The organism is Ornithinimicrobium cryptoxanthini (genome assembly GCF_023923205.1).
In the GTDB taxonomy this organism is placed as follows: domain Bacteria; phylum Actinomycetota; class Actinomycetes; order Actinomycetales; family Dermatophilaceae; genus Ornithinicoccus; species Ornithinicoccus cryptoxanthini.
In genome coordinates this window covers 408265-427028 of sequence record NZ_CP099490.1, presented here as the reverse complement: position 1 = coordinate 427028, position 18764 = coordinate 408265, and the positions used below count along the sequence as shown (strand labels likewise).

Below are 18764 nucleotides of genomic sequence, written 5' to 3'. Positions count from 1 at the left end.
ACTACCCAGCGGCACACGCCATCCCCCAAAGCCGGCTCGCCGGAGGACACAGGGACAGCCGTCGCGGCCACCGCCGACTCAAGGGACTCACGCGACTGACGCCCGCGAGCTCACCACAGCGAGTGGCCCGCGACCCGCTGCTCCAGCGCCAACAGGACCTGCTTGCGCTCCAGGCCCCCGCCATACCCCGTCAGCTGACCCGCCGCGCCGACGACGCGGTGGCACGGCACGATGATCGAGATCGGGTTGCGCCCGTTGGCCAGCCCGACCGCACGTGAGGCACCCGGGTTGCCGAGCAGCGCGGCCAGCTCTCCATAACTGGCGGTCTCGCCATAGGGGATCCGCAGCAGCTGCTCCCAGACCTGCTTCTGGAATAGCGTCCCGCTGGGTGCCAGCGCGAGGTCGAAGTGCGTGAGCTCGCCCCTGAAGTATGCCGACAGCTGGCTGATCGCAGCGCGGACCACCGGCGCCGACTCAGCGGGGGCCCGCGACGGCCCCCACGACTGCGGGTCGGGCGCGTGCCGGTGGCTCTCCATGTAGAGGCCGGTCAGCGCATCCCCGTCCGTCACGAGCGTGAGGGTGCCAATCGGGCTCTCGGTCGTGCTGTGGGCGCTCCCACCTGTCACTGGAGCGCTCATGCGGTTGTCTCCTGATGGGTCGGTGGCAGGTGAGACTCCCACCTGTAAGTGTTCGCGCACAGGTCCACCATGCCTCCTGCCCCGGCCCAGCGCAGCGTCACTCTCCCGACGCGCGAGACTAGGGGACGCGCGAGACTAGGGGTCGTGACGTGGACCTCGTGGCAGGCCGCCTGGCAGGAGGCGCTCTATGGCGTTGAAGGCTTCTATCGGCGTGCCGAGGGACCAGCCGGACACTTCTCGACCTCTGCCCAGGGGATCCCAGGGACCGGGCAGGTCCTTGCCCAGGCAGTCGTGGCGCTGGCCGATCGACATGGGCTGAGCACCATCGTGGAGATCGGTGCGGGCCGCGGCGAGCTCCTGCGAGAGTTGCACAGCATTGACCGCACTCGGACGCTGCGGGGCGTCGACGTGGTGGACCGTCCGAGCAACCTGCCTGACGGTGTCGACTGGCTGCGCTCCCCCGGTGGCCTCGGCCTCCCTGCGGAGCTCGCTGGACTGGACGACGTGCTGGTCATCGCTCACGAGTGGCTCGACGTCGTCCCCTGCCCGGTGGTTCTGCGCTCCCCTGACGGTCCGTGGCGCTATGTCACGGTCGACCCTGCGACGGGCGACGAGCGAGCGGACGAGCTGGTGTCGGGAGCCGACCTGGACTGGCTCGACACCCATGTCCCGGACCACGTGCGCCGGGCCGAGATCGGCCGCCCCCGGGACACGGCATACGCCGACCTCTGCTCGCGGGTGCTGAGCGGACTGGTGGTCGCCGTGGACTACGGACACACCCGCGATGACCGGCCGGTGGAGGGAACGCTCATCGGATACCGCGACGGCGTGAGCGTGCCACCGGTGCCCGACGGTTCCTGCGACCTGACGGCACACGTCGCGGTCGACGCGCTCGGCGCCGACCGCCTGGTCCGCCAGCGCGACATCCTGCACGACCTGCTGGGTCGCCGGCCGCTGCCGGACCAGGACCTGGCCCGGGCCGATCCGAGTGCCTATCTGCTGGAGCTGCAGCGTGCCAACGCACTGGCGACGCTGACCGCACCGACGGGACTCGGCGCCTTCTGGTGGGCCACGACGCTCCGCCGATCGGGCGACCTCGGCTAGCGTGGGTCGGGTGCCGCACAGGGAACTGGACATCGGGCTGGGGACTGCTGGGCTGACCACCACCGTGATGGTGCTCAACATCGGCCCACAGCACCCGGCAACCCATGGCGTCCTGCGTCTGCGCATCACCGCCGACGGTGAGCGGATCGTGGCCGCCGAGCCGATCGTGGGCTACATGCACCGTGGGGCGGAGAAGCTTTTCGAGGTGCGCGACTATCGACAGATCATGGTGCTGGCCAACCGGCACGACTGGCTGTCGGCGTTCAGCAACGAGATCGGCGTCGCTCTGGCCGTGGAGTCGATGCTGGGCATGGAGGTGCCCGAACGAGCGACTTGGGCGCGCACCTTGCTGGCCGAGCTCAACCGCGCGCTGAACCACCTGATGTTCCTGGGGTCCTACCCGCTCGAGCTGGGCGCGATCACGCCGATCTTCTATGCGTTCCGGGAGCGCGAGGAGCTGCAGGCCGTGATGGAGGAGATCTCGGGCGGCCGGATGCACTACATGATCGCGCAGGTCGGCGGGCTGCGCGAGGACATCCCCGAGGGCTGGCTGGACCGAGTCGACATGGCTGTGTCGGCAGTGCGACGGCGGCTGCCAGACGTGGCGGCAATGCTGATCGACAACCCGATCCTGCGTGGGCGCACCGTGGGCGTCGGTGTGCTGACCACCGAACAGGCGCGGCAGTATGGCGTGTCCGGACCGATCGCGCGGGCCTCCGGGCTCGACATCGACCTGCGGCGCGACGAGCCCTACCTCGCCTATGCCGAGCTCTTCGGCCCAGATGGCCCCGGGCGCGTGGTCACCCGCACCGCCGGCGACTGCTATGCCCGGCTCGAGGTGCTGCTGGAGCAGGTGGAGGTGAGTCTCGACCTGGCGGAGCGGTGCACGGAGGTGCTGCGCGGACTGCCGGACGGCCCGATTGACGTAAAGCTGCCCAAGGTGCTCAAGGTGCCGGAGGGCGAGCACTACCAGGCGACGGAGAACCCGCTCGGGCTCAACGGCTACTTCCTGGTCAGCCGCGGCGACAAGGTGCCGTGGCGGCTGAAGCTGCGGTCGGCGTCCTTCAACAACGTCCAGGTGCTGTCCGAGTTGCTGCCCGGAGCCCTGATCGGCGACATGGTGGCGATCCTCGGGTCCACGTTCTTCGTCGTCGGCGACATCGACAAGTAGCTCTCGGCGGTCGACTGCCCGGCCCACGCCCGGATGCCAGGCCTGGACCGCGACTGTGCCAAAGGCCAACCTGGACCACGACGGCGCCCGAAAGCGCGCCCTGGACCGAGGCCGGACATGCTTGAAGGCCCGGCCGTGGGGCCGGGCTGTGGGGCGTGGTGTTCACACGTGCCAGGTCACGACGGAGCCGGTGATGGTGGCCATCAGGTCTTGGTCGTGGACCAACGTGTGATGCCGAGGGCAGAGTAAGACCAAGAGTTCGAGGTCGGTGCCGCCACCACGACACCACCAGATCAGGTGATGCGAATCGCACCACGTCCCGGGCACCGAACACCCCGGATAGGTGCACTGCCCGTCACGGACCATCAGCGCCTTGAACTGCCCCGGTGTCGCCAACCGCACCGTGCGCCCCAGCGCGAGGGGTTCGCCGTGCTCACCCAGGACGATCGGGGTCACATCCCCCACACACGCCAACCGTCCCGCCTGGGCCGCGTCCATCACCGCACCGGTGCTGCTGACCGCCGCCCCCTCAGGCCGCCCGGTCGCCGGGTCCGCCTTGACCGTCACGATCACCGACGCCCGCGCCGACGAGGGCGGGGCACCAGGGTTGGACGTGCCACGGTTGAACGTCAACCAGAACGCGTCATACTTCCGCTGCCCCGGCATCCGCCCATCCGGTGTCCCGTCCTCAGCCGGTGTCGGCGCGGCCAACGGACCGCACAGCACCCCGTCGATGAGCCCCGCATCCCCTTCCGGGGCATCGACGGTGAACCGGGTCATCCCCCGACCCAGCGGCCGCGAGGTGACCCGCCGCAGTTCCTGGGCGGTGGCCTTGGCCTCCTCACGCGGCTTCTCATCCAACAGGTCGATCAACAACTTCTGGCACACCACATCCAGGTCCTGGTCACTGATGCCCGGGTTAGTCGCCGCGCCGGTGGCGATCTTCGCGTAGTCCTGCTGCTGATCCACATCCAACGAACCCGCCAGCCGGCGCATCGTCCTAGCGACTTTCGCCACCCGGTGCACCGCCCCGGTCCCCGTGCGGACCGCCTCAGCCAACGGCGCACCCCAATGGTGTCCCGCGGCGCGGACCACGTCCTGGACCTGGCACGCCTCCTGCTTCGAGAGCATCGGACACCGCACCCGCAACCAGTCCACCAACGAGAGCCCCACCGCGGTGTGCAACCCCCGCGACGCGGCCTCGAACGCCAACGAGAAAGCAATCCCGTCCAACCTCGCCCGCAACTGCCCCACCGCCTCAAGACCATCGCTCATCGAGGCGTCAAAGACCCGCACCAGCTCATCCGCGTCGACCCCCGCCCGGTCCAGGCCCCGCCCCGCAGCAACCAACCCTCCCGCCAGCTCCTCAGCCGCCCACCCTGACACCTGCTCCTGGGCCAGGGCCTCATCTATCGCGCGCCACTGAGCCGCGTCCCGCGCGGCCTCCCAGTCATCGCTGGCCTGCTCCCGCTCCCACTGCGCGAACATCAACTCGACCATCTCCGGCGTCAGGGAACCCGAGCCGGAGAACGCTTCCCCGACTCCCACCCCAGTCCCCGTGATCGCCATACCAAACACTCAACCACACACCACCGACAAAGCCCTGACCTGCGTAAACGCCGAGGTAGGGCGCTTTGCGAGCGACCGCTAGGAGACGTAGCTGACGCCGCGCGGCGGCTCGTCCTCGTCGTCATCGTTCTCGCCTGGCGGCAGCCGGCACCAGTGCTGAGTCAGCAGCCCGGCGCCTGCCAGTGCGAGCGCCACGAGGGCGCTGATCGCGGCCCGCACCACCATCTGCCGCACTGAGACCACGTCGACGTTGGGCAGGTGGACGAGGGCGATGGCGAGATACCAGCCGACTAGGGCACCACCGCCGAGCGCGGCCGACTGACCCGCGACCAGAGTGCCCCGGGCGCGCTGGGGGGTGACGCGCTGGGGCGCCCGCCTCGACGCACCCTCCTGCGTGCGATACCGGGCATAGCGCCGCACCTGCCAGCCCGCGACCAGCACGACGAGGATCAGGAGCAGCAGAGGCCCGATGCCGATCCACGGCACGTCCGGCAGGTTTTTGCCCAGCGCCCGCCAGCCACGCAAGAGCAGCACACAGCCAGCGGTGGAGGCCACGGCCACCATCGCCACGGCCGAGGCACGCACGCCGGCGATGTCACTCACGTGCGCGAACCCCCTGGTCAGCAACGGCGTCGAGCAGCTCCGCCACCGGCACGACCAGGTCACCGACGCGCAGCTGCGCAGCCTCGTCCACGGCGTGCCATGGAGCCAGCACAAAGGCTCGCTCGTGCGCGCGGGGGTGCGGCAGGGTCAGCGCCGGGTCGTCACTTTGCGACTCGGTGGGCTGACCGGGCTGACCGACCTGGATGAGATCCAGGTCCAGGCTCCTTGCCCCCCAACGGATCTCCCGCGTGCGCCCGAAATCGGCCTCGATCTCGTGCAGGACCGACAGCAACCGTCCGGGCGCGAGGGAGGTCCGGGCCAGCGCCACGGCATTGGTGTAGGTCGGCTGCTCCGGACCGCCGACCGGATCGGTCTCGAACAACGGTGAGAGGACCACCTGCGACAGTCCCGGGACCTGGGCCAGCCGCACGGCAGCACGATCGATCGTGTCTGCGGGGTCGCTGCCCAGGTTGGCTCCCAGTGCGATCACGACCGGGACGTCCCGCTCTCGGCGCAGCTCGACAGTCACGTCCCCGAACGGCACCCCCACAGGCGCGTGCGGCTTGTGCAGCGTCACCGTCACGGCCTCGACCAGGGGCCGGGTGAGCACGGAGTCGACGATCTGCCCCGCCACGGTCTCGATCAGGTCCTGCGCGGGTGCCTCGAGGATCGCGACGACGTCGGCGGCCACCTCGGCATAGTTCACTGTGTGACGGAGGTCGTCGGTCGCGGCCGCTCGGGTCAGGTCAACCTCCAGCACGAGGTCGACGGAGAACTCCTGCCCTTCCGCCTTCTCGCTCGCCAGGACCCCGTGATAGCCGTATGCCGTCACGCCGGACAGCGTGATCCGATCAGTCACGCGCGTCCCCCTGCCGCGTGCACATGGGCCCAGACGGCGAGCGCGTCCCGGGTGCCAGGCACATCGTGCACCCGGACGGCCCACGCGCCGGCCTGGGCCGCGAGCAGGCTGGTCGCCGCCGTGGCGGCATCGCGCTCGGCGGGCGGCGTCGGGGGCGACAGGGCACCCGACGGGGTGGGCTCACCCGACGGGGCGGGTCCGACGGTGGACCCCACAGCCGCACCGAGACGCCCCAGGAACCGTTTGCGGGAGGTGCCTACCAGAACGGGATGAGGCAGGGCCGTGACCTGGTCGAGGCCAGCCAGGAGCTCCCAGTTGTGGCCGGCGTCCTTGCTGAAGCCGAAGCCGGGGTCGAGGATGATCGCCTCGCGGGCCACGCCAGCCTCCACCAGTGCCTCGACGCGCTCGAGCAGCTCTGCGACAACCTCGGTGACGACATCGGCATAGCGAGCCTCGCGGTGCATGTGTGCCGAGTGGGCCCGCCAGTGCATCGCCACGAAGGGGAGCCCGCTGCGTGCTGCCATGGTTGCCATCTGCGGGTCTGCCAGGCCACCGGAGACATCGTTGATCAGCGTGGCACCGGCGTCGAGGGACTCCGCGGCGACCCGGGAGCGCATCGTGTCGATGGAGATCCGCGCGCCCTGAGCGGCCAGGGCCGCGACCACGGGGATGACCCGGTCCAGCTCCTCACGCTCGGTCGGACGCTCCGCACCTGGGCGGGTGGACTCGCCACCGACGTCGAGCAGGTCTGCGCCCTGCCCGAGCAGTGCCAGCCCGTGCTCGACCGCTGCCGCAGGCTCGAACCAGCGGCCTCCGTCGCTGAAGGAGTCGGGGGTCACGTTGACCACCCCCATGATCAGCGGGAAAGGCCGGTGGGCTGGTTCGTCGTGGTCGGATCCAGGCCGACCAGTCACACCGTTCGGGACGTCTGGACCCGGTGTTGCGGATGACACCGCTGGCTCACCGGCCCCGGTCGGCCAGGATCAGGCTCATGGCCTCCGCGCGCGTGGCTGGGTCGGTCAGCTGACCCCGCACCGCCGAGGTGATGGTCGTGGCCCCCGGCTTGTGGACACCTCGCATCGACATGCACAGGTGCTCCGCCTCGATGACCACGATCACGCCGCGCGGGTCCAGCTGCGCCACCAGCGCCTCGGCGATCTCCGTGGTCAACCGCTCCTGGACCTGGGGCCGGCGCGCATACACCTCGACCAGACGGGCCAACTTGGACAGTCCGGCCACCCGACCGTCCTGTCCCGGGATGTAGCCCACGTGGGCTGCCCCGTGGAACGGCACCAGGTGGTGCTCGCACGTGCTGTAGAGAGCGATGTCACGCACCAGGATCAGCTCCTCGTGCGCGACGTCGAACGTCGCGGACAGTGCGGTCTCCGGGTCCTGCGCCAACCCGGCAAACGTCTCGGTGTAGGCGCGGGCTACCCGTGCGGGGGTGTCCCGCAGTCCCTCCCGGTCCGGATCCTCACCGACGGCGAACAGGATCTCGCGCACCGCTGCCTCGATCCGGGGCAGGTCCATCTCAGTGCTCACCGCTGCCGACGTGGCCGCCGTCCGGAACCTCGATGATCTTGGCGGGTGGGTGCTCCTGACCGTCCGAGGGCGGGTGGTGGCCGTTGGCCATCGCGCGTTGCTCAGCCTCGGTCAGCACGGGGCCGGCGGTGTGGACCGTGCGGTGGTCGCTGCTGAGCCAGACGGGACGCTCGGAGCGCTTGACGATGTCCTCGAAGAGCTCAGCCAGGGCGGGAGCGTTGAGCGTCTCCTTCTCGAGGAGCTCAAGGACCAACCGGTCCAGCACGTGGCGGTTGTCGTTCAGTGCGTGCCAGGCCTCGTCGTGGGCGGCCTCGATCAGGCGACGCACCTCCTGGTCGACGACCCCGGCCAGGTCCTCGGAGTAGTCACGCCCGTGGCCCATGTCGCGGCCCATGAAGACCTCGCCGCTGCCCGCACCGAGCTTGATCGCACCCACTCGCTCGCTCATGCCGAACTCGGTGACCATCTTGCGGGCCAATCCGGTGGCCTTCTCGATGTCGTTGGAGGCACCGGTCGTGGGGTCGTGAAAGACCATCTCCTCGGCGACACGACCGCCCAGTGCGTAGGCCAACTGGTCGAGCAGCTCGTTGCGCGTGGTGGAGTACTTGTCATCAGCCGGCAGCACCATCGTGTAACCCAGGGCCCGGCCACGCGGCAGGATCGTCACCTTGCTCACGGGGTCGGTGTTGTGCATCGCGGCGGCGACCAGCGCGTGACCGCCCTCGTGATAGGCGGTGATCTTTTTTTCCTTCGCGCTCATCATGCGACTGCGCTTCTGCGGCCCAGCCATGACGCGATCGATCGCCTCGTCGAGATGGTGGTCCTCGATGACGGTCTCGTTGCGACGGGCGGTCAGCAGTGCTGCCTCGTTGAGCACGTTGGCAAGGTCAGCACCGGAGAAGCCCGGGGTGCGGCGCGCGACCGTCATCAGGTCCAGGTCGGCACCCATCGGCTTGCCCTTGGAATGCACCTGGAGGATGTGCAGACGGCCGAGCATGTCGGGCGCCTCCACAGCGATCTGGCGGTCGAAGCGGCCCGGGCGCAGCAGTGCAGGGTCCAGGATGTCGGGACGGTTGGTGGCCGCGATGAGGATCACGTTGGCGTGGGCGTCGAAGCCGTCCATCTCGACCAGCAGCTGGTTGAGAGTCTGCTCGCGCTCGTCATGACCGCCGCCCATGCCCGCGCCGCGGTGTCGACCGACGGCGTCGATCTCATCGACAAAGATGATCGCGGGAGCGTTCTCCTTGGCTTCCTTGAACAGGTCGCGCACTCGGGAGGCACCGACACCGACGAACATCTCGACGAAGTCCGAACCCGAGATGGTGTAGAACGGCACTCCGGCCTCCCCGGCCACCGCGCGAGCCAGCAGGGTCTTGCCGGTTCCGGGCGGGCCATAGAGCAGGACACCCTTGGGGATCTTGGCACCAACCTCGAGGAACTTGCGGGGCTCGGCGAGGAACTCCTTGATCTCGTGCAGCTCCTCGACGGCCTCGTCCGCTCCGGCCACGTCGGCGAAGGTGACCTTCGGCATGTCCTTGGAGGCCAGTTTGGCCTTGGACTTGCCGAACTGCATGACGCCGCGGCCGCCTCCCTGCATGCGGGTCATCAGGAAGAGGAACAGACCCAGGATCAGCAACAGCGGGATCACGGTCATCAGCAACGAGGCGAACCAGTTGGGCTGTGCCGGGTCGTCGGTGAACGCCTCCGTCGGCGGGTGCGCCTCAAACTCGTCGACGAGCATCTCGCCGCGCGACGGGACATAGAACGCCTGCACCCGGTCGGCGTCGGTGACCTCGTCGTTGCTGAAGGTCTCGCCGTCGGTGAGCACCAGGTCGATGCGGTCGGGGGTCAGGACCGCCTCAGCGACCTTGTCGGTCCTGATCAGGTCCAGGGCCTCGGACGTGTCGATGCGCTCGTAGGCGCTGGGCATCATGAGGGAGTACCACAGAATGCCCAGTCCGAGGACCATCACGATCCACATCCAGGGGCCACGCGTGCGCTGTTTGTTCATTTACTGTCGGGGCGGATGGGCCCCGGTCCTCCTGCCGAAGAAAGCCTGGTCTGGTGCCGACAACGTGCCAGAGCGTCCTAGTGTTCCAGACGTCACCGACGCACACGTCCTCCCATGCGCGCTGCGGCGTCGTGAAGCCTACGAGTACACGTGCGGGGCGAGGGTGCCGACGACCCTCAGGTTGCGGTACTTCTCGGCGTAGTCCAGCCCGTAGCCGACCACGAAGTCGTTGGGGATGTCGAACCCGACATAGCGCACGTTGATCTCCACCTTGGCCGCCTCGGGCTTGCGCAGCAGCGTGCAGATCTCCACGGATGCCGGGCTGCGGGAGTCGAGGTTGGAGCGGATCCAGCTCAGCGTCAGGCCGGAGTCGATGATGTCCTCGACGATCAGGACGTGCCGGTTGGTGATGTCGGTGTCGAGGTCCTTGAGGATCCGCACCACACCAGAGGACTTGGTGCCCGAGCCGTAGGACGACACCGCCATCCAGTCCATCTCGGCGGTCCCGGGCAGCGCTCTCATCAGGTCGGCCATGACCACGACCGCGCCTCTGAGCACCCCCACCAGCAGCACGTCCTTGTCCCGGTAGTCGCCCCAGATCTGTTCGGCCAGCTCCTGCAGACGCTGTTGGATCTGCTCCTCGGTGAGCAGGACCTTCTCCAGGTCTGCACCCATGTGCTCGGCGTCCACGTCATCTCCTGTGCTCGGCGGGGTGGCGCTCCAACCTTAGGCGCTGTTGGCGAGCGAAATCAGCTCGCCCCGGCGATGCACCCGCAGCCCGCCCGGAAGGTCCACGGGTCCCTGCCCCCGCCAGTGGGTCACCAGCTGGTCCACGGTCCGCAGGTGTTCTGCGGTGAGCGCCCCCGACGGGGCACCGGACCGCAGCGCCAGCTCGCGCCATACCCTGCGACGCACGGCGCCGGACAGGTCGGTCAGGCCACTGACCGGCCACGGTGGCTCACCAAGGCGGAGGTATGCCGTGCGTGCGGCCTCGTCGAGCGCGTCGGCATCGTCCCGGAGTAGGTCTGCGCTGCGGGCAAGGGCGGCCACGATGCCGGGGCCCAGCTCCCGCTCCAGGACCGGCAGGACCCGGCGGGCGCGCACTCTCATGAACGCTTCGTCGTCGTTGTGCGGGTCAGCCCAGGGGGACAGACCGAGGTCTCGGCAGGTGGCCTCGGTCGTGCTGCGCGGGACCGACAGGAAGGGGCGCACCAGCAGGACCGGCGACCCGGGCCGCGCCAGGCGGGCGGGTGGGATGCCTGCAAGCGACCGGGCTCCCGAGCCCCGGGCCAGGCCCAGGAGCACCTGCTCGGCCTGGTCGTCACGCGTGTGGCCCAGCAGGACGGCGGCCGCGGCCCCGCGCTCGGCCGCGTCGGTGAGGACGGCCAGGCGCGCGTCCCGGGCCGCGGACTCCGGCCCATCCCCGCGATCGGTCACCGTGACCTGCAGGACCTCGACGTCGGTGACGCCGAGGCCACGGCACTGCTCCGCAGCGGCCCGCGCGATGTCGGCCGAGTCGGCCTGCAGTCCGTGATCGACGACGAGCGCGCCGAGCGTCCCGCCCTCCCGCGGCACCACGAACGCAGCAGCTGCCGCGAGCGCCAGCGAGTCAGCGCCACCGGAGCACGCCACCAGGACCGGTTGTCCGCGCAGGCCCAGCGTCGTCAGCGTCCGCCGCACCGCCACCCTCGTGGCCGCAACGGCGGGAGGCGGACCGGCCACCGGGCTCAGCCGTGGACCCGGCGCACCCAGGCGGCGGGGTCGGCGATCTCAGTGGGTCGCGGCAGCGTCTCAGGTGACTCCCACACCCGGTTGAAGCCCTCGCGGCCGATCTGGTCGGTGACGGCGCGCACGAAGACGGCGCCGTCGCGGTACTGCGCCATCTTGGCGTCCATGCCGAGCAGTCTGCGCAGGATCTTGTCCACCGAGCCCGAGCCCTTGCGGCGTTGCTGGAACTTCGCCCGGATGGTGGCCACGGTGGGGATGACCGACGGACCGACGTCATCCATGATGACGTCGGCGTGCCCCTCCAGCAGGGACATGACGGCGGTGATCTCGGCCAGCTTCTCCCGTTGCTCGGGGGTGGCCAGCACCTGGGTGATGTCGGTGTCCCCGCGGATGACGCCCGGCAGAGCCGTGACGATCTGCTGCAGTCGCTGGCTCGTCTGGTCCGGCTCCGGGACCAGCTTGGTGCCGATGTCACGAGCGGCGTCGAGGATGTGCTGACGCAGCCACGGCACGGCGGTGAACTGGACCCTGTGGGTCTCCTCGTGCAGACAGACCCAGAGTCGGAAGTCGCTCGGGACCACGCCCAGGTCGCGCTCGGCGGTCATGATGTTGGGCGCGACCAGGAGCAGCCGCGGGGTGCTCTCCGGCGCCAGGTCATATTGCCCCAGCACCTTGGTGCTCACCCAGGCGAGCATGCTCCCGACCTCGGCACCGGTCACCCGGCCCCCGACCTTGCGCATCCCCTCTGCCGGCTGGCGCCCCCTGGCCCGGGCTGCGACCACGTGGTCGAGCACCGGCGCGAGCATGCCCTTCATCGAGACCGCGTTGGCCTCGATCCACCCGCCCCGGTCGACGACGAGGGGACTCGGGGCATCTTGCGGTGCGTGCAGCCCGCTGGTGTCGGCCACCGGTGCGACCGCCGTCCTGGTGGCCTCCCGCAGCTCGGCGACCAGCTGGTCGATCTCGTCCCGGGACACGCTCGGCCCGGCCGGCGCCAAGCGGCGCCCTGCCGACGCGGCGAACTCCCAGTCCACGTAGTCAGCGCCTGCGCCCTCCCCCGTTGCAGGCTCGTCGGCGCCCGGTGCGGTGGCGGGGCTCGGGTCGTTCACCAGATCGTCCGTCATACGTCCCAACCTAATGGGAAGCTCCGACGAGGGCTGCGCACGAGTGCAGCCCTGAGGCGCGGGCCAGGGTGCCGCGGGGCTGCGGTCGGACCGCACACGAGAGTGCCGACGGGGTTGCGGCCGGACTGCACATGAGGGTGCCGCGGGGGGTTGTGGACACAGATTCTCGTCGGGCCGGATCCGGCACTACCCTTCCCTGCGTGAAGGTCAAGGATCCGACGGGGCAGACGTGGCGGGTGAGCCGACGGTGGGTGCCGTGGCGTCGCCGCGTGAGAGGCGCACTGGAGGCCATGCCAGACACTCCCGCACTGGGAGACGATCCGATCAGCCTGGTCATCGGGGGCATCGCCTTAATCCTGATGCTGCCGTTCCTGCTGCTGGTTCTCGTCGCGGGCCTCGAGCTCCTGCTCCTGCTGCTGGTGCTGCCCTTCGCGATCCTGGGCCGGGTCCTGTTTGGGGCGCACTGGACGATCGAGGCCCGACGGGGATGGCAGCCCAGCTGGGAGGAGTCGGCCGGGGACTGGGTCGAGAGCCGTCAGGCGATCCGGGACGTGGCGACGGCTATCGAGGCAGGGCATCTGCCGCCGAGCACGCTCTGAGCCGCTCTCAGCAACCGCAGACGGCCAGCTCGGCGACGATGCTGTCGACGACCGAGCGTGCCTCCAGCCCCGCGCCGTCTCGTCCGACGTCATCGGCGAGCACGGCGAAGGCGAGCATCCGCCCGTCCTGGGTCACGACGAGACCAGCCAGTGTCGTGACGCCGGGCAGGGCGCCCGTCTTGGCGCGCGCCACACCCACGGCTGGCGCGTGTCGGTCCAGGTGGAACCGGTCCCACAGAGTGCCCGAGAAGCCCGCGATGGGCAGCTCACCCAAGACGCTCTGCAGGCCGGGATCATCCCCGTCGGCTCCGACCACCAGGAGGTCCCCGAGCACTCGGGCGGGGATGCTTGTGCCGTCCGAGAGCCCGGAGACGTCCGCCAGCTGGACGCCGGCCACATCCACGCCGTAGCCGGCGACCTGCTCGAGCACCCAGGCCTTCACGGAGTCCGGATCGGCTCCGACGCCGTCGGCGACCGCCGCCTGTCGTGCCAGCTGCTCGACCATGGCGTTGTCGCTGCTGGCGAGGGCCTCCGAGAGCACGTCACGAGCGGGGGCCGACTCGACCTCTGCCAACAGCTCGGCCCCCTCCGGTGCGACCACCTCGGCCGCCGTGGTCCTGGGGCCACCGGTAAGCGCGATCCCGCGCTCGCGGAGAGCATCCTTGAACGCAAGGCTCGTGGCCTGGGCGGGGTCGGCCGGTGCGGGATGGAAGGGGATGGCACGGTCCTCGACCAGGGCCAACATGGTGATCCGTCCGGTGTAGCCCTCGGTCAGCCAGTAGTCAGTCCACCCGGGCGCGCGGTCCGGTCCCTGGGCATAACTGGTGTCGAGCTCGACGCGCACCGGCGTGTCCTCGGCTCCCAGCCCGCGGGAGGTGAGCTCGGCCGCGGTCTGGTCCGCTAGATCGGCCAGTCCCGCCCTGCCCTCAACCTGAGTGGGGTCCCCCGCCCCACGCGCGATCAGCATGTCGCCACCGGCGACGAGGATGATCTTGTGAGGCTCCTCCCCCGTCACCACCGTGGTCCGGAACGGTTCGTCCATCGGCAGGGACGTGACGATCGCCGCGGCCGCGAGCAGCTTGGTGGTGGACGCCGGGGTCAGTGCTCGGTCGGCGTTCTGGTCGAAGAGGTGCTCACCGGTGTCCACATCACGCACGGTGACGGCGACGTGGGCCGGGTCCCCAAGCCACTCGCTGCTCAGCTCGTCCTGGATCAACGAGCCCAGGACCGCTGGGTCGACCGGTCGACCCCGGCTCACGGGCACAAGCACCGGCGGCGGCTGCGGCGCGATGTGCGGGCGCACGGCAACCTGTGCCGCTGCCACCCCGATCACGGGGCTGGCGGAGGGAGCGGCAACCTGGGCCGAGCCGTCGAGGTCGCCCGATCCGGCATAGGCTGCGGTGACTGGCACGACGAGACACAGTGACAGCACGGCTGCGCTCGCCCGGCGACGTCCCTGCATGGCGCCTGCTTTCTCGAACGGCCTGAGTGAGTGAAACTGGCTCCACAGAATAACCACTGGCACCGACACGACGCCCCGACCACGAAGGGTTGACCTCATGAACTTCGATGTGACCATCGAGATCCCGCAGGGGAGCCGCAACAAATACGAGGTGGACCACGCCACCGGCCGGATCCGTCTTGATCGGATGCTGTTCACGGCCACCCGCTATCCGGCCGACTACGGATACATCGAGGACACCCTCGGAGAGGACGGGGACCCGCTGGACGCGCTGGTGCTGCTGGACGAGCCGACCTGGCCCGGCTGCCTCGTCGCGGCGCGCCCCATCGGCATGTTCCACATGCGTGACGAGGCCGGTGGTGACGACAAGATCATCTGCGTGCCCGCAGACGACCCCCGCAAGGCACACATCCGCGAACTCGAGCACATCGGTGACCACACCCGCCTGGAGATCCAGCACTTCTTCGAGGTCTACAAGGACCTGGAGCCCGGCAAGTCGGTCGAGGGTGCCCACTGGGCCGGTCGCGCCGAGTCCGAGCAGACCTACCACGAGGCCGTGCAGCGGGCCAAGGATGCGGGACTGAGCACAGCTCGCTGGGCAGGTCCAGGCAACCAGGGGCACTGACTCCGGCTCGGAGGACCCCAGCACAGCCCCGCAGAATTCGAGAAGCACCCCGAAAAGTTCGAGAAGGGGCCCGGTGACGCACAGCGCCAACGGGCCCCTTCTCCGCATTGCGGGTGCTCCCAGTCTGTCCCGACCCACGGGTCAGGGGCGGCCAGCCTGAGGCAACAGCCCAGTGGCGTAATACATCCCGGTCACCTTGGTGCCGCTCCAGCTCGACCAGTCACGCAGCGAGTGGATGACCTGGCCGTCACCGAGATAGATGGCGACGTGGAAGATCCCGGCGCTCGTGCCGTCATAGCTATAGAACAGCAGGTCGCCACGCTGGGCCTGACTCACGGGCACCTTCGCCGTCTGCTGATACTGGATCCGGCTCGAGTGGGTCAGCTGCACACCGGCCTGCGCCCAGGCCACCTTGGTCAGTCCTGAGCAGTCGAAGCCGTCCGGTCCCTCACCACCCCAGATGTAGGGCTTGCCGAGCTGTTGGTGGGCCCAGCCGATCGCGGTCTCCGCACCCGGAGCCGGAGCCGGCGGTGGGGGCGGCGGGGCGGGGGCAGGCGGAGGAGTCGGGGCCGGCGGAGGTGTCGGCGTCGGCGCGGGGGGCGGAGGTGTCGGCGCCGGTGCGGGGGGCGGAGGCGTCGGCGCCGGTGCGGGGGGCGGAGGCGTCGGCGTCGGCGCGGGGGGCGGAGGAGTCGGCGCCGGGCTGGGAGCGGGCGCCGGAGGGTGCGTCGGGCTGGGTGCGGGCGGAGGAGTCGGGCTCGGCGCCGGCGGTGTCGGGCTCGGCGCCGGAGGGGGCGTCGGGGCGGGGCTCGGCGCCGGCGAGGGCTGCGGCAGCACGCTGGGCGGCGGGTTCTCGGGCAGCTGTCCACCGGCATCGGCGGTGGGTGCCGGTGCCGCTTGGTCCTGCTTCGCCAGCTGGGCCGCGGCGAGCTGTTCCTGGGCCAGCTGCGCCTCGACCCGGCGCTGCTCAGCCTCAGCGGCACGCTGGTCCGCCTGCGCCTGGAGCGCTTCCTGGCGGGTGCGCTCCGTGTCCACCGACACCTGTCGCAGTCGCGCGAGCTCCAGCAGAGTCGCCTCCCGCTCGGTGCCCAGCTGATGACTCTTGGCCTGCGCCGCCTCGACCGCGGACGACGCCGCGGACTCGGCCTCATCGGCCCGGATGGCAGCGGCCTGGGCCTGAGCCGCCGCGAGGGCCGCCTCCCGCTCCAGCGCCTGGGCCGTGCCGGAGGCCAGAGCAGCATCGTCGGCGTCACGTGACCGGATGCGGCTGACCACCTCGAGCGAGCCAGCCCGCTCCATCAGGTCCTCAGGACCGGCCGACAACAAGAGCTCAAGGGTCGACAGGCCACCGGACTTGTAGGCCTCCGCCGCATGTCTGCCGAGGACCTGGGTGGCATCGTCGGCCTCCTGCCTGGCGGCCTGTGCCTCCTCGGCCAGTCGCTCGGACTCTGCAGCAGCCTCGTCCGCCTCGTAGCGAGCGACGGCCGACTCCTCGCTGGCGATCTGGGCCACCTGCTGAGCGCTGCGCAGCTCTGCCGTGTAGGTCTGCATGAGCGCGTCGAGCTCGCCGACCCTGCCCTCGGTGTCGGTGACCAACGTCCTGGCCGCTCGCACCTCGTCCTGCGAGGGGATGTGCTCCTCTGCGGTCGCGGGTGCTGCAGAGATCAGGAGGAAGGCACTCGTGACGAGCGCGCCATACCTCGTCGGGCGTCCGGGGCGGGCCACAACCACTCACTTCCATCGTCAGGTGATTGCACGGGGCAAAGGGGTGCAACCGCCCTGACGCTAAGCCCTAGGCGCCACAATAGAAACTCCAGCCCCACACATTTGCGCAGGTCACAGCCCTATCAGTGGTCACTCGAGCCCCGTTGTGCCGACTGTGCGAAATCACATGCTTGTTTTTCAGCAGGTCACTACGTCACGAGAGCGCCGCAGGGTTCTTTCGATCACCAGATAACGATCTGATCACGAAGTCCGGCAGGCGGTATCGTGGGGCGCATAGGGCACGTCCCAGAACCGCCGCGGACCGGACTCCGCGGCCGTTCCGATCCACCTACACGACCCCAGGGGGAGTTATGACCGCACCACCCGCCGGAACCTTTGACCGGCCACAGAGCCATGCGTATGCCGAACCGACACCTCCCCGGAGCAGGTCCTTCCTGCTCATCGCGCTAGCCGTCCTAGCCGCGCTGGTGATCGGCGGAGGTGCCTGGGCGGCAACCCGCATGCTCGGTGGGGGCGGCGACCAGCCCTCGAGTGCGCTGCCCGCCGAGACGGCCGCCTACGTCAGCCTGGACATCAACCCCAGTGTCGGAGAGAAGATCGCGGCCGTCCGCTTCTTCCAGGGACTGGACGAGGATGTCCTTGAGACCCTCCGGGACGGTGACATCCGGGAGAAGGCCTTCGACTGGATGGCCGAGGAGGACGAGGCGTTCGCCGCGATCGACTACCGGGAGGACATCGAGCCCTGGCTCGGTGACCGGATGGCTCTGGGCATCGTGCCCAACGGCGGCGAGGAGCCCTACTTCGGCATCGCCCTGCAGGTCAAGGACGAGGAGGGCGCTGACGCGGGGCTGACCAAGTTGCAGGAGGCGACCAACGCCAGTGAGGGTGAGGATGGTCTCGACTGGTACTTCCACGGTGACTACGCCGTGCTGACCACGACGGCCGCCGTCGGTGGGATGCAGGACCTCGTGGAGGCCGGGACGCTCGCGGACAAGGAAACGTTCCGCAGCGACATGGACGCGCTCGGCGACCAGGGCGTGCTGTCCGGCTGGGTCGATGTCGAACCACTGGCCGCACTAGCCGACAGCCCCCTGGCGCAGCAGTCGATGGACGATGCCGCGAGCCTGTCGCCGTCGGCCTACGGCCTGCTCGGCAGCCTGACCGGTCAGTCGGACCTCGCCCAGGACGCTGCCACCGGCCGCTATGCCGCCGCGCTCCGTTTCGCTGAGGGCAACATCGAGGTGCACGGCGTGACCCGCGGGATCGACGCCGCTGGCATCGAGGGTGGCGACAGCGGGCACCTGGTCCTCGACCTGCCGGAGGACACCGTCGCAGCGATCAGCCAGGAGCACGGCGACCAGCTCCTGGCCAGGGCCTATGCCGCGTTCAAGGAGCAGCTGCCGACCGAGATGGCCGACGCCGAGGCGCAGGCCGCCGAGGCCGGCTTCACCCTGCCGGACGACATCCAGACCCTGCTCGGCTCCAGCCTCGTGCTGTCCGTCGGGCCAGGCATCCTGGATCTGCAGGACGACCTGGAGGACTTCGACAACTGGGCGATCGCCTACCGCACCGAGACCGACACCGCGAAGGCCGAGGACCTGCTCATGCGCGCCTTCGAGCTCACGGGTGAGCCGGAGGCCGAGCGGATCGCGCTGCGGCGCTCCGACGACGGGGTCTTCACGGTCGGTGTCAGCCGTCCGTATGTCGACGCGGTCGCTGAGGGTGGCGCGCTGGGCAACCACACAACGTTCCAGGACGCAGTGCCCAATGCTGAGGACGCCGACTCGGTGTTCTATCTCAACATCAACGCCATCGAGGACCTCTACCTCGCCGAGGTCGCCGACGCACAGGCACGCGAGTCGCTCGAGCAGCTCGCCGCGGTCGGCTTCAGCGCCACGCTGGGTGACGACGGCAACGGCACTTTCACGCTGCGCTTCGTGGCCGACGAGTGAGCAGCACCGCAGCCTGAACCAGGCGCGACGCCAAAGGGCCCACCCCGAGTTGCTC

At 69.8% G+C, this 18764-nt stretch carries 17 protein-coding genes; 5 read left to right on the top strand and 12 right to left on the bottom strand.

Features of this window, described 5'->3' with window-relative positions:
• Positions 1–110: 110 nt before the first annotated feature.
• Positions 111–638 (bottom strand): methylated-DNA--[protein]-cysteine S-methyltransferase, encoded by a 528-nt coding sequence (locus NF557_RS01985; RefSeq protein WP_252621429.1) that lies wholly within the window; start codon positions 636–638, stop codon positions 111–113.
• 144 nt (positions 639–782) lie between these two features.
• On the opposite strand from NF557_RS01985, the gene NF557_RS01980 reads away from it, so the two are divergent.
• Positions 783–1742, top strand: coding sequence for an SAM-dependent methyltransferase (locus tag NF557_RS01980; RefSeq protein WP_252621428.1), 960 nt, complete (start codon positions 783–785; stop codon positions 1740–1742).
• Between the two features lie 67 nt (positions 1743–1809).
• Positions 1810–2913: an NADH-quinone oxidoreductase subunit D gene (locus NF557_RS01975; protein ID WP_252624306.1), complete on the top strand. Its 1104-nt coding sequence runs from the start codon at positions 1810–1812 to the stop codon at positions 2911–2913.
• Between the two features lie 162 nt (positions 2914–3075).
• Here the strand turns inward: NF557_RS01975 and NF557_RS01970 are convergent, their stop codons facing one another.
• The 9 genes from NF557_RS01970 to NF557_RS01930 all read right to left on the bottom strand — a co-directional run bounded on the left by NF557_RS01970 (position 3076) and on the right by NF557_RS01930 (position 12349).
• Positions 3076–4482 carry an HNH endonuclease signature motif containing protein gene (locus NF557_RS01970; RefSeq protein WP_252621427.1) on the bottom strand — a complete coding sequence of 469 codons (1407 nt, stop codon included), beginning with the start codon at positions 4480–4482 and terminating at the stop codon, positions 3076–3078.
• Between the two features lie 78 nt (positions 4483–4560).
• Complete coding sequence (locus NF557_RS01965) at positions 4561–5085, bottom strand: DUF3180 family protein (RefSeq protein ID WP_252621426.1); 525 nt, start codon at positions 5083–5085, stop codon at positions 4561–4563.
• Positions 5078–5944, bottom strand: a complete 867-nt coding sequence (folK, locus tag NF557_RS01960) for a 2-amino-4-hydroxy-6-hydroxymethyldihydropteridine diphosphokinase (RefSeq protein ID WP_252621425.1) — start codon at positions 5942–5944, stop codon at positions 5078–5080. Before folK ends, NF557_RS01965 begins: the two co-directional genes overlap by 8 nt.
• Positions 5941–6798, bottom strand: a complete 858-nt coding sequence (folP, locus tag NF557_RS01955) for a dihydropteroate synthase (protein WP_252621424.1) — start codon at positions 6796–6798, stop codon at positions 5941–5943. The genes folK and folP overlap by 4 nt, the downstream gene beginning before the upstream one ends.
• A 106-nt stretch (positions 6799–6904) precedes the next feature.
• Positions 6905–7474, bottom strand: coding sequence for a GTP cyclohydrolase I FolE (gene folE, locus NF557_RS01950; RefSeq protein WP_252624304.1), 570 nt, complete (start codon positions 7472–7474; stop codon positions 6905–6907).
• Between the two features lies 1 nt (position 7475).
• Positions 7476–9497, bottom strand: coding sequence for an ATP-dependent zinc metalloprotease FtsH (gene ftsH / locus NF557_RS01945; RefSeq protein WP_252621423.1), 2022 nt, complete (start codon positions 9495–9497; stop codon positions 7476–7478).
• 138 nt (positions 9498–9635) lie between these two features.
• A complete protein-coding gene (gene hpt / locus NF557_RS01940; protein ID WP_252621422.1) occupies positions 9636–10187 on the bottom strand; it encodes a hypoxanthine phosphoribosyltransferase in 552 nt (183 codons plus the stop codon).
• A gap of 36 nt (positions 10188–10223) precedes the next feature.
• Positions 10224–11177: a tRNA lysidine(34) synthetase TilS gene (gene tilS, locus NF557_RS01935; RefSeq protein ID WP_252621421.1), complete on the bottom strand. Its 954-nt coding sequence runs from the start codon at positions 11175–11177 to the stop codon at positions 10224–10226.
• A 47-nt stretch (positions 11178–11224) separates the two neighbouring features.
• Positions 11225–12349: a zinc-dependent metalloprotease gene (locus NF557_RS01930; RefSeq protein ID WP_252621420.1), complete on the bottom strand. Its 1125-nt coding sequence runs from the start codon at positions 12347–12349 to the stop codon at positions 11225–11227.
• Positions 12350–12639: 290 nt separating this feature from the next.
• Between NF557_RS01930 and NF557_RS01925 the strand changes: the two genes are divergently transcribed.
• Entirely contained in the window at positions 12640–12948 is a 309-nt protein-coding gene (locus NF557_RS01925) for a hypothetical protein (RefSeq protein ID WP_252621419.1), read from the top strand.
• Positions 12949–12955: 7 nt separating this feature from the next.
• Here NF557_RS01925 and NF557_RS01920 read toward each other — a convergent pair whose 3' ends face one another.
• The gene (locus NF557_RS01920) at positions 12956–14359 is read right to left on the bottom strand and encodes a D-alanyl-D-alanine carboxypeptidase/D-alanyl-D-alanine-endopeptidase (protein ID WP_252621418.1); all 1404 of its coding nucleotides are present in this window, start codon (positions 14357–14359) and stop codon (positions 12956–12958) included.
• A 148-nt stretch (positions 14360–14507) separates the two neighbouring features.
• On the opposite strand from NF557_RS01920, the gene NF557_RS01915 reads away from it, so the two are divergent.
• Positions 14508–15035: an inorganic diphosphatase gene (locus tag NF557_RS01915; protein ID WP_252621417.1), complete on the top strand. Its 528-nt coding sequence runs from the start codon at positions 14508–14510 to the stop codon at positions 15033–15035.
• A 141-nt stretch (positions 15036–15176) separates the two neighbouring features.
• Here NF557_RS01915 and NF557_RS01910 read toward each other — a convergent pair whose 3' ends face one another.
• Entirely contained in the window at positions 15177–16763 is a 1587-nt protein-coding gene (locus NF557_RS01910; protein ID WP_252621416.1) for a C40 family peptidase, read from the bottom strand.
• A 344-nt stretch (positions 16764–17107) separates the two neighbouring features.
• Here NF557_RS01910 and NF557_RS01905 point away from each other — a divergent pair, with 344 nt between their 5' ends.
• Entirely contained in the window at positions 17108–18709 is a 1602-nt protein-coding gene (locus NF557_RS01905; protein ID WP_252621415.1) for a DUF3352 domain-containing protein, read from the top strand.
• Positions 18710–18764: the final 55 nt, after the last annotated feature.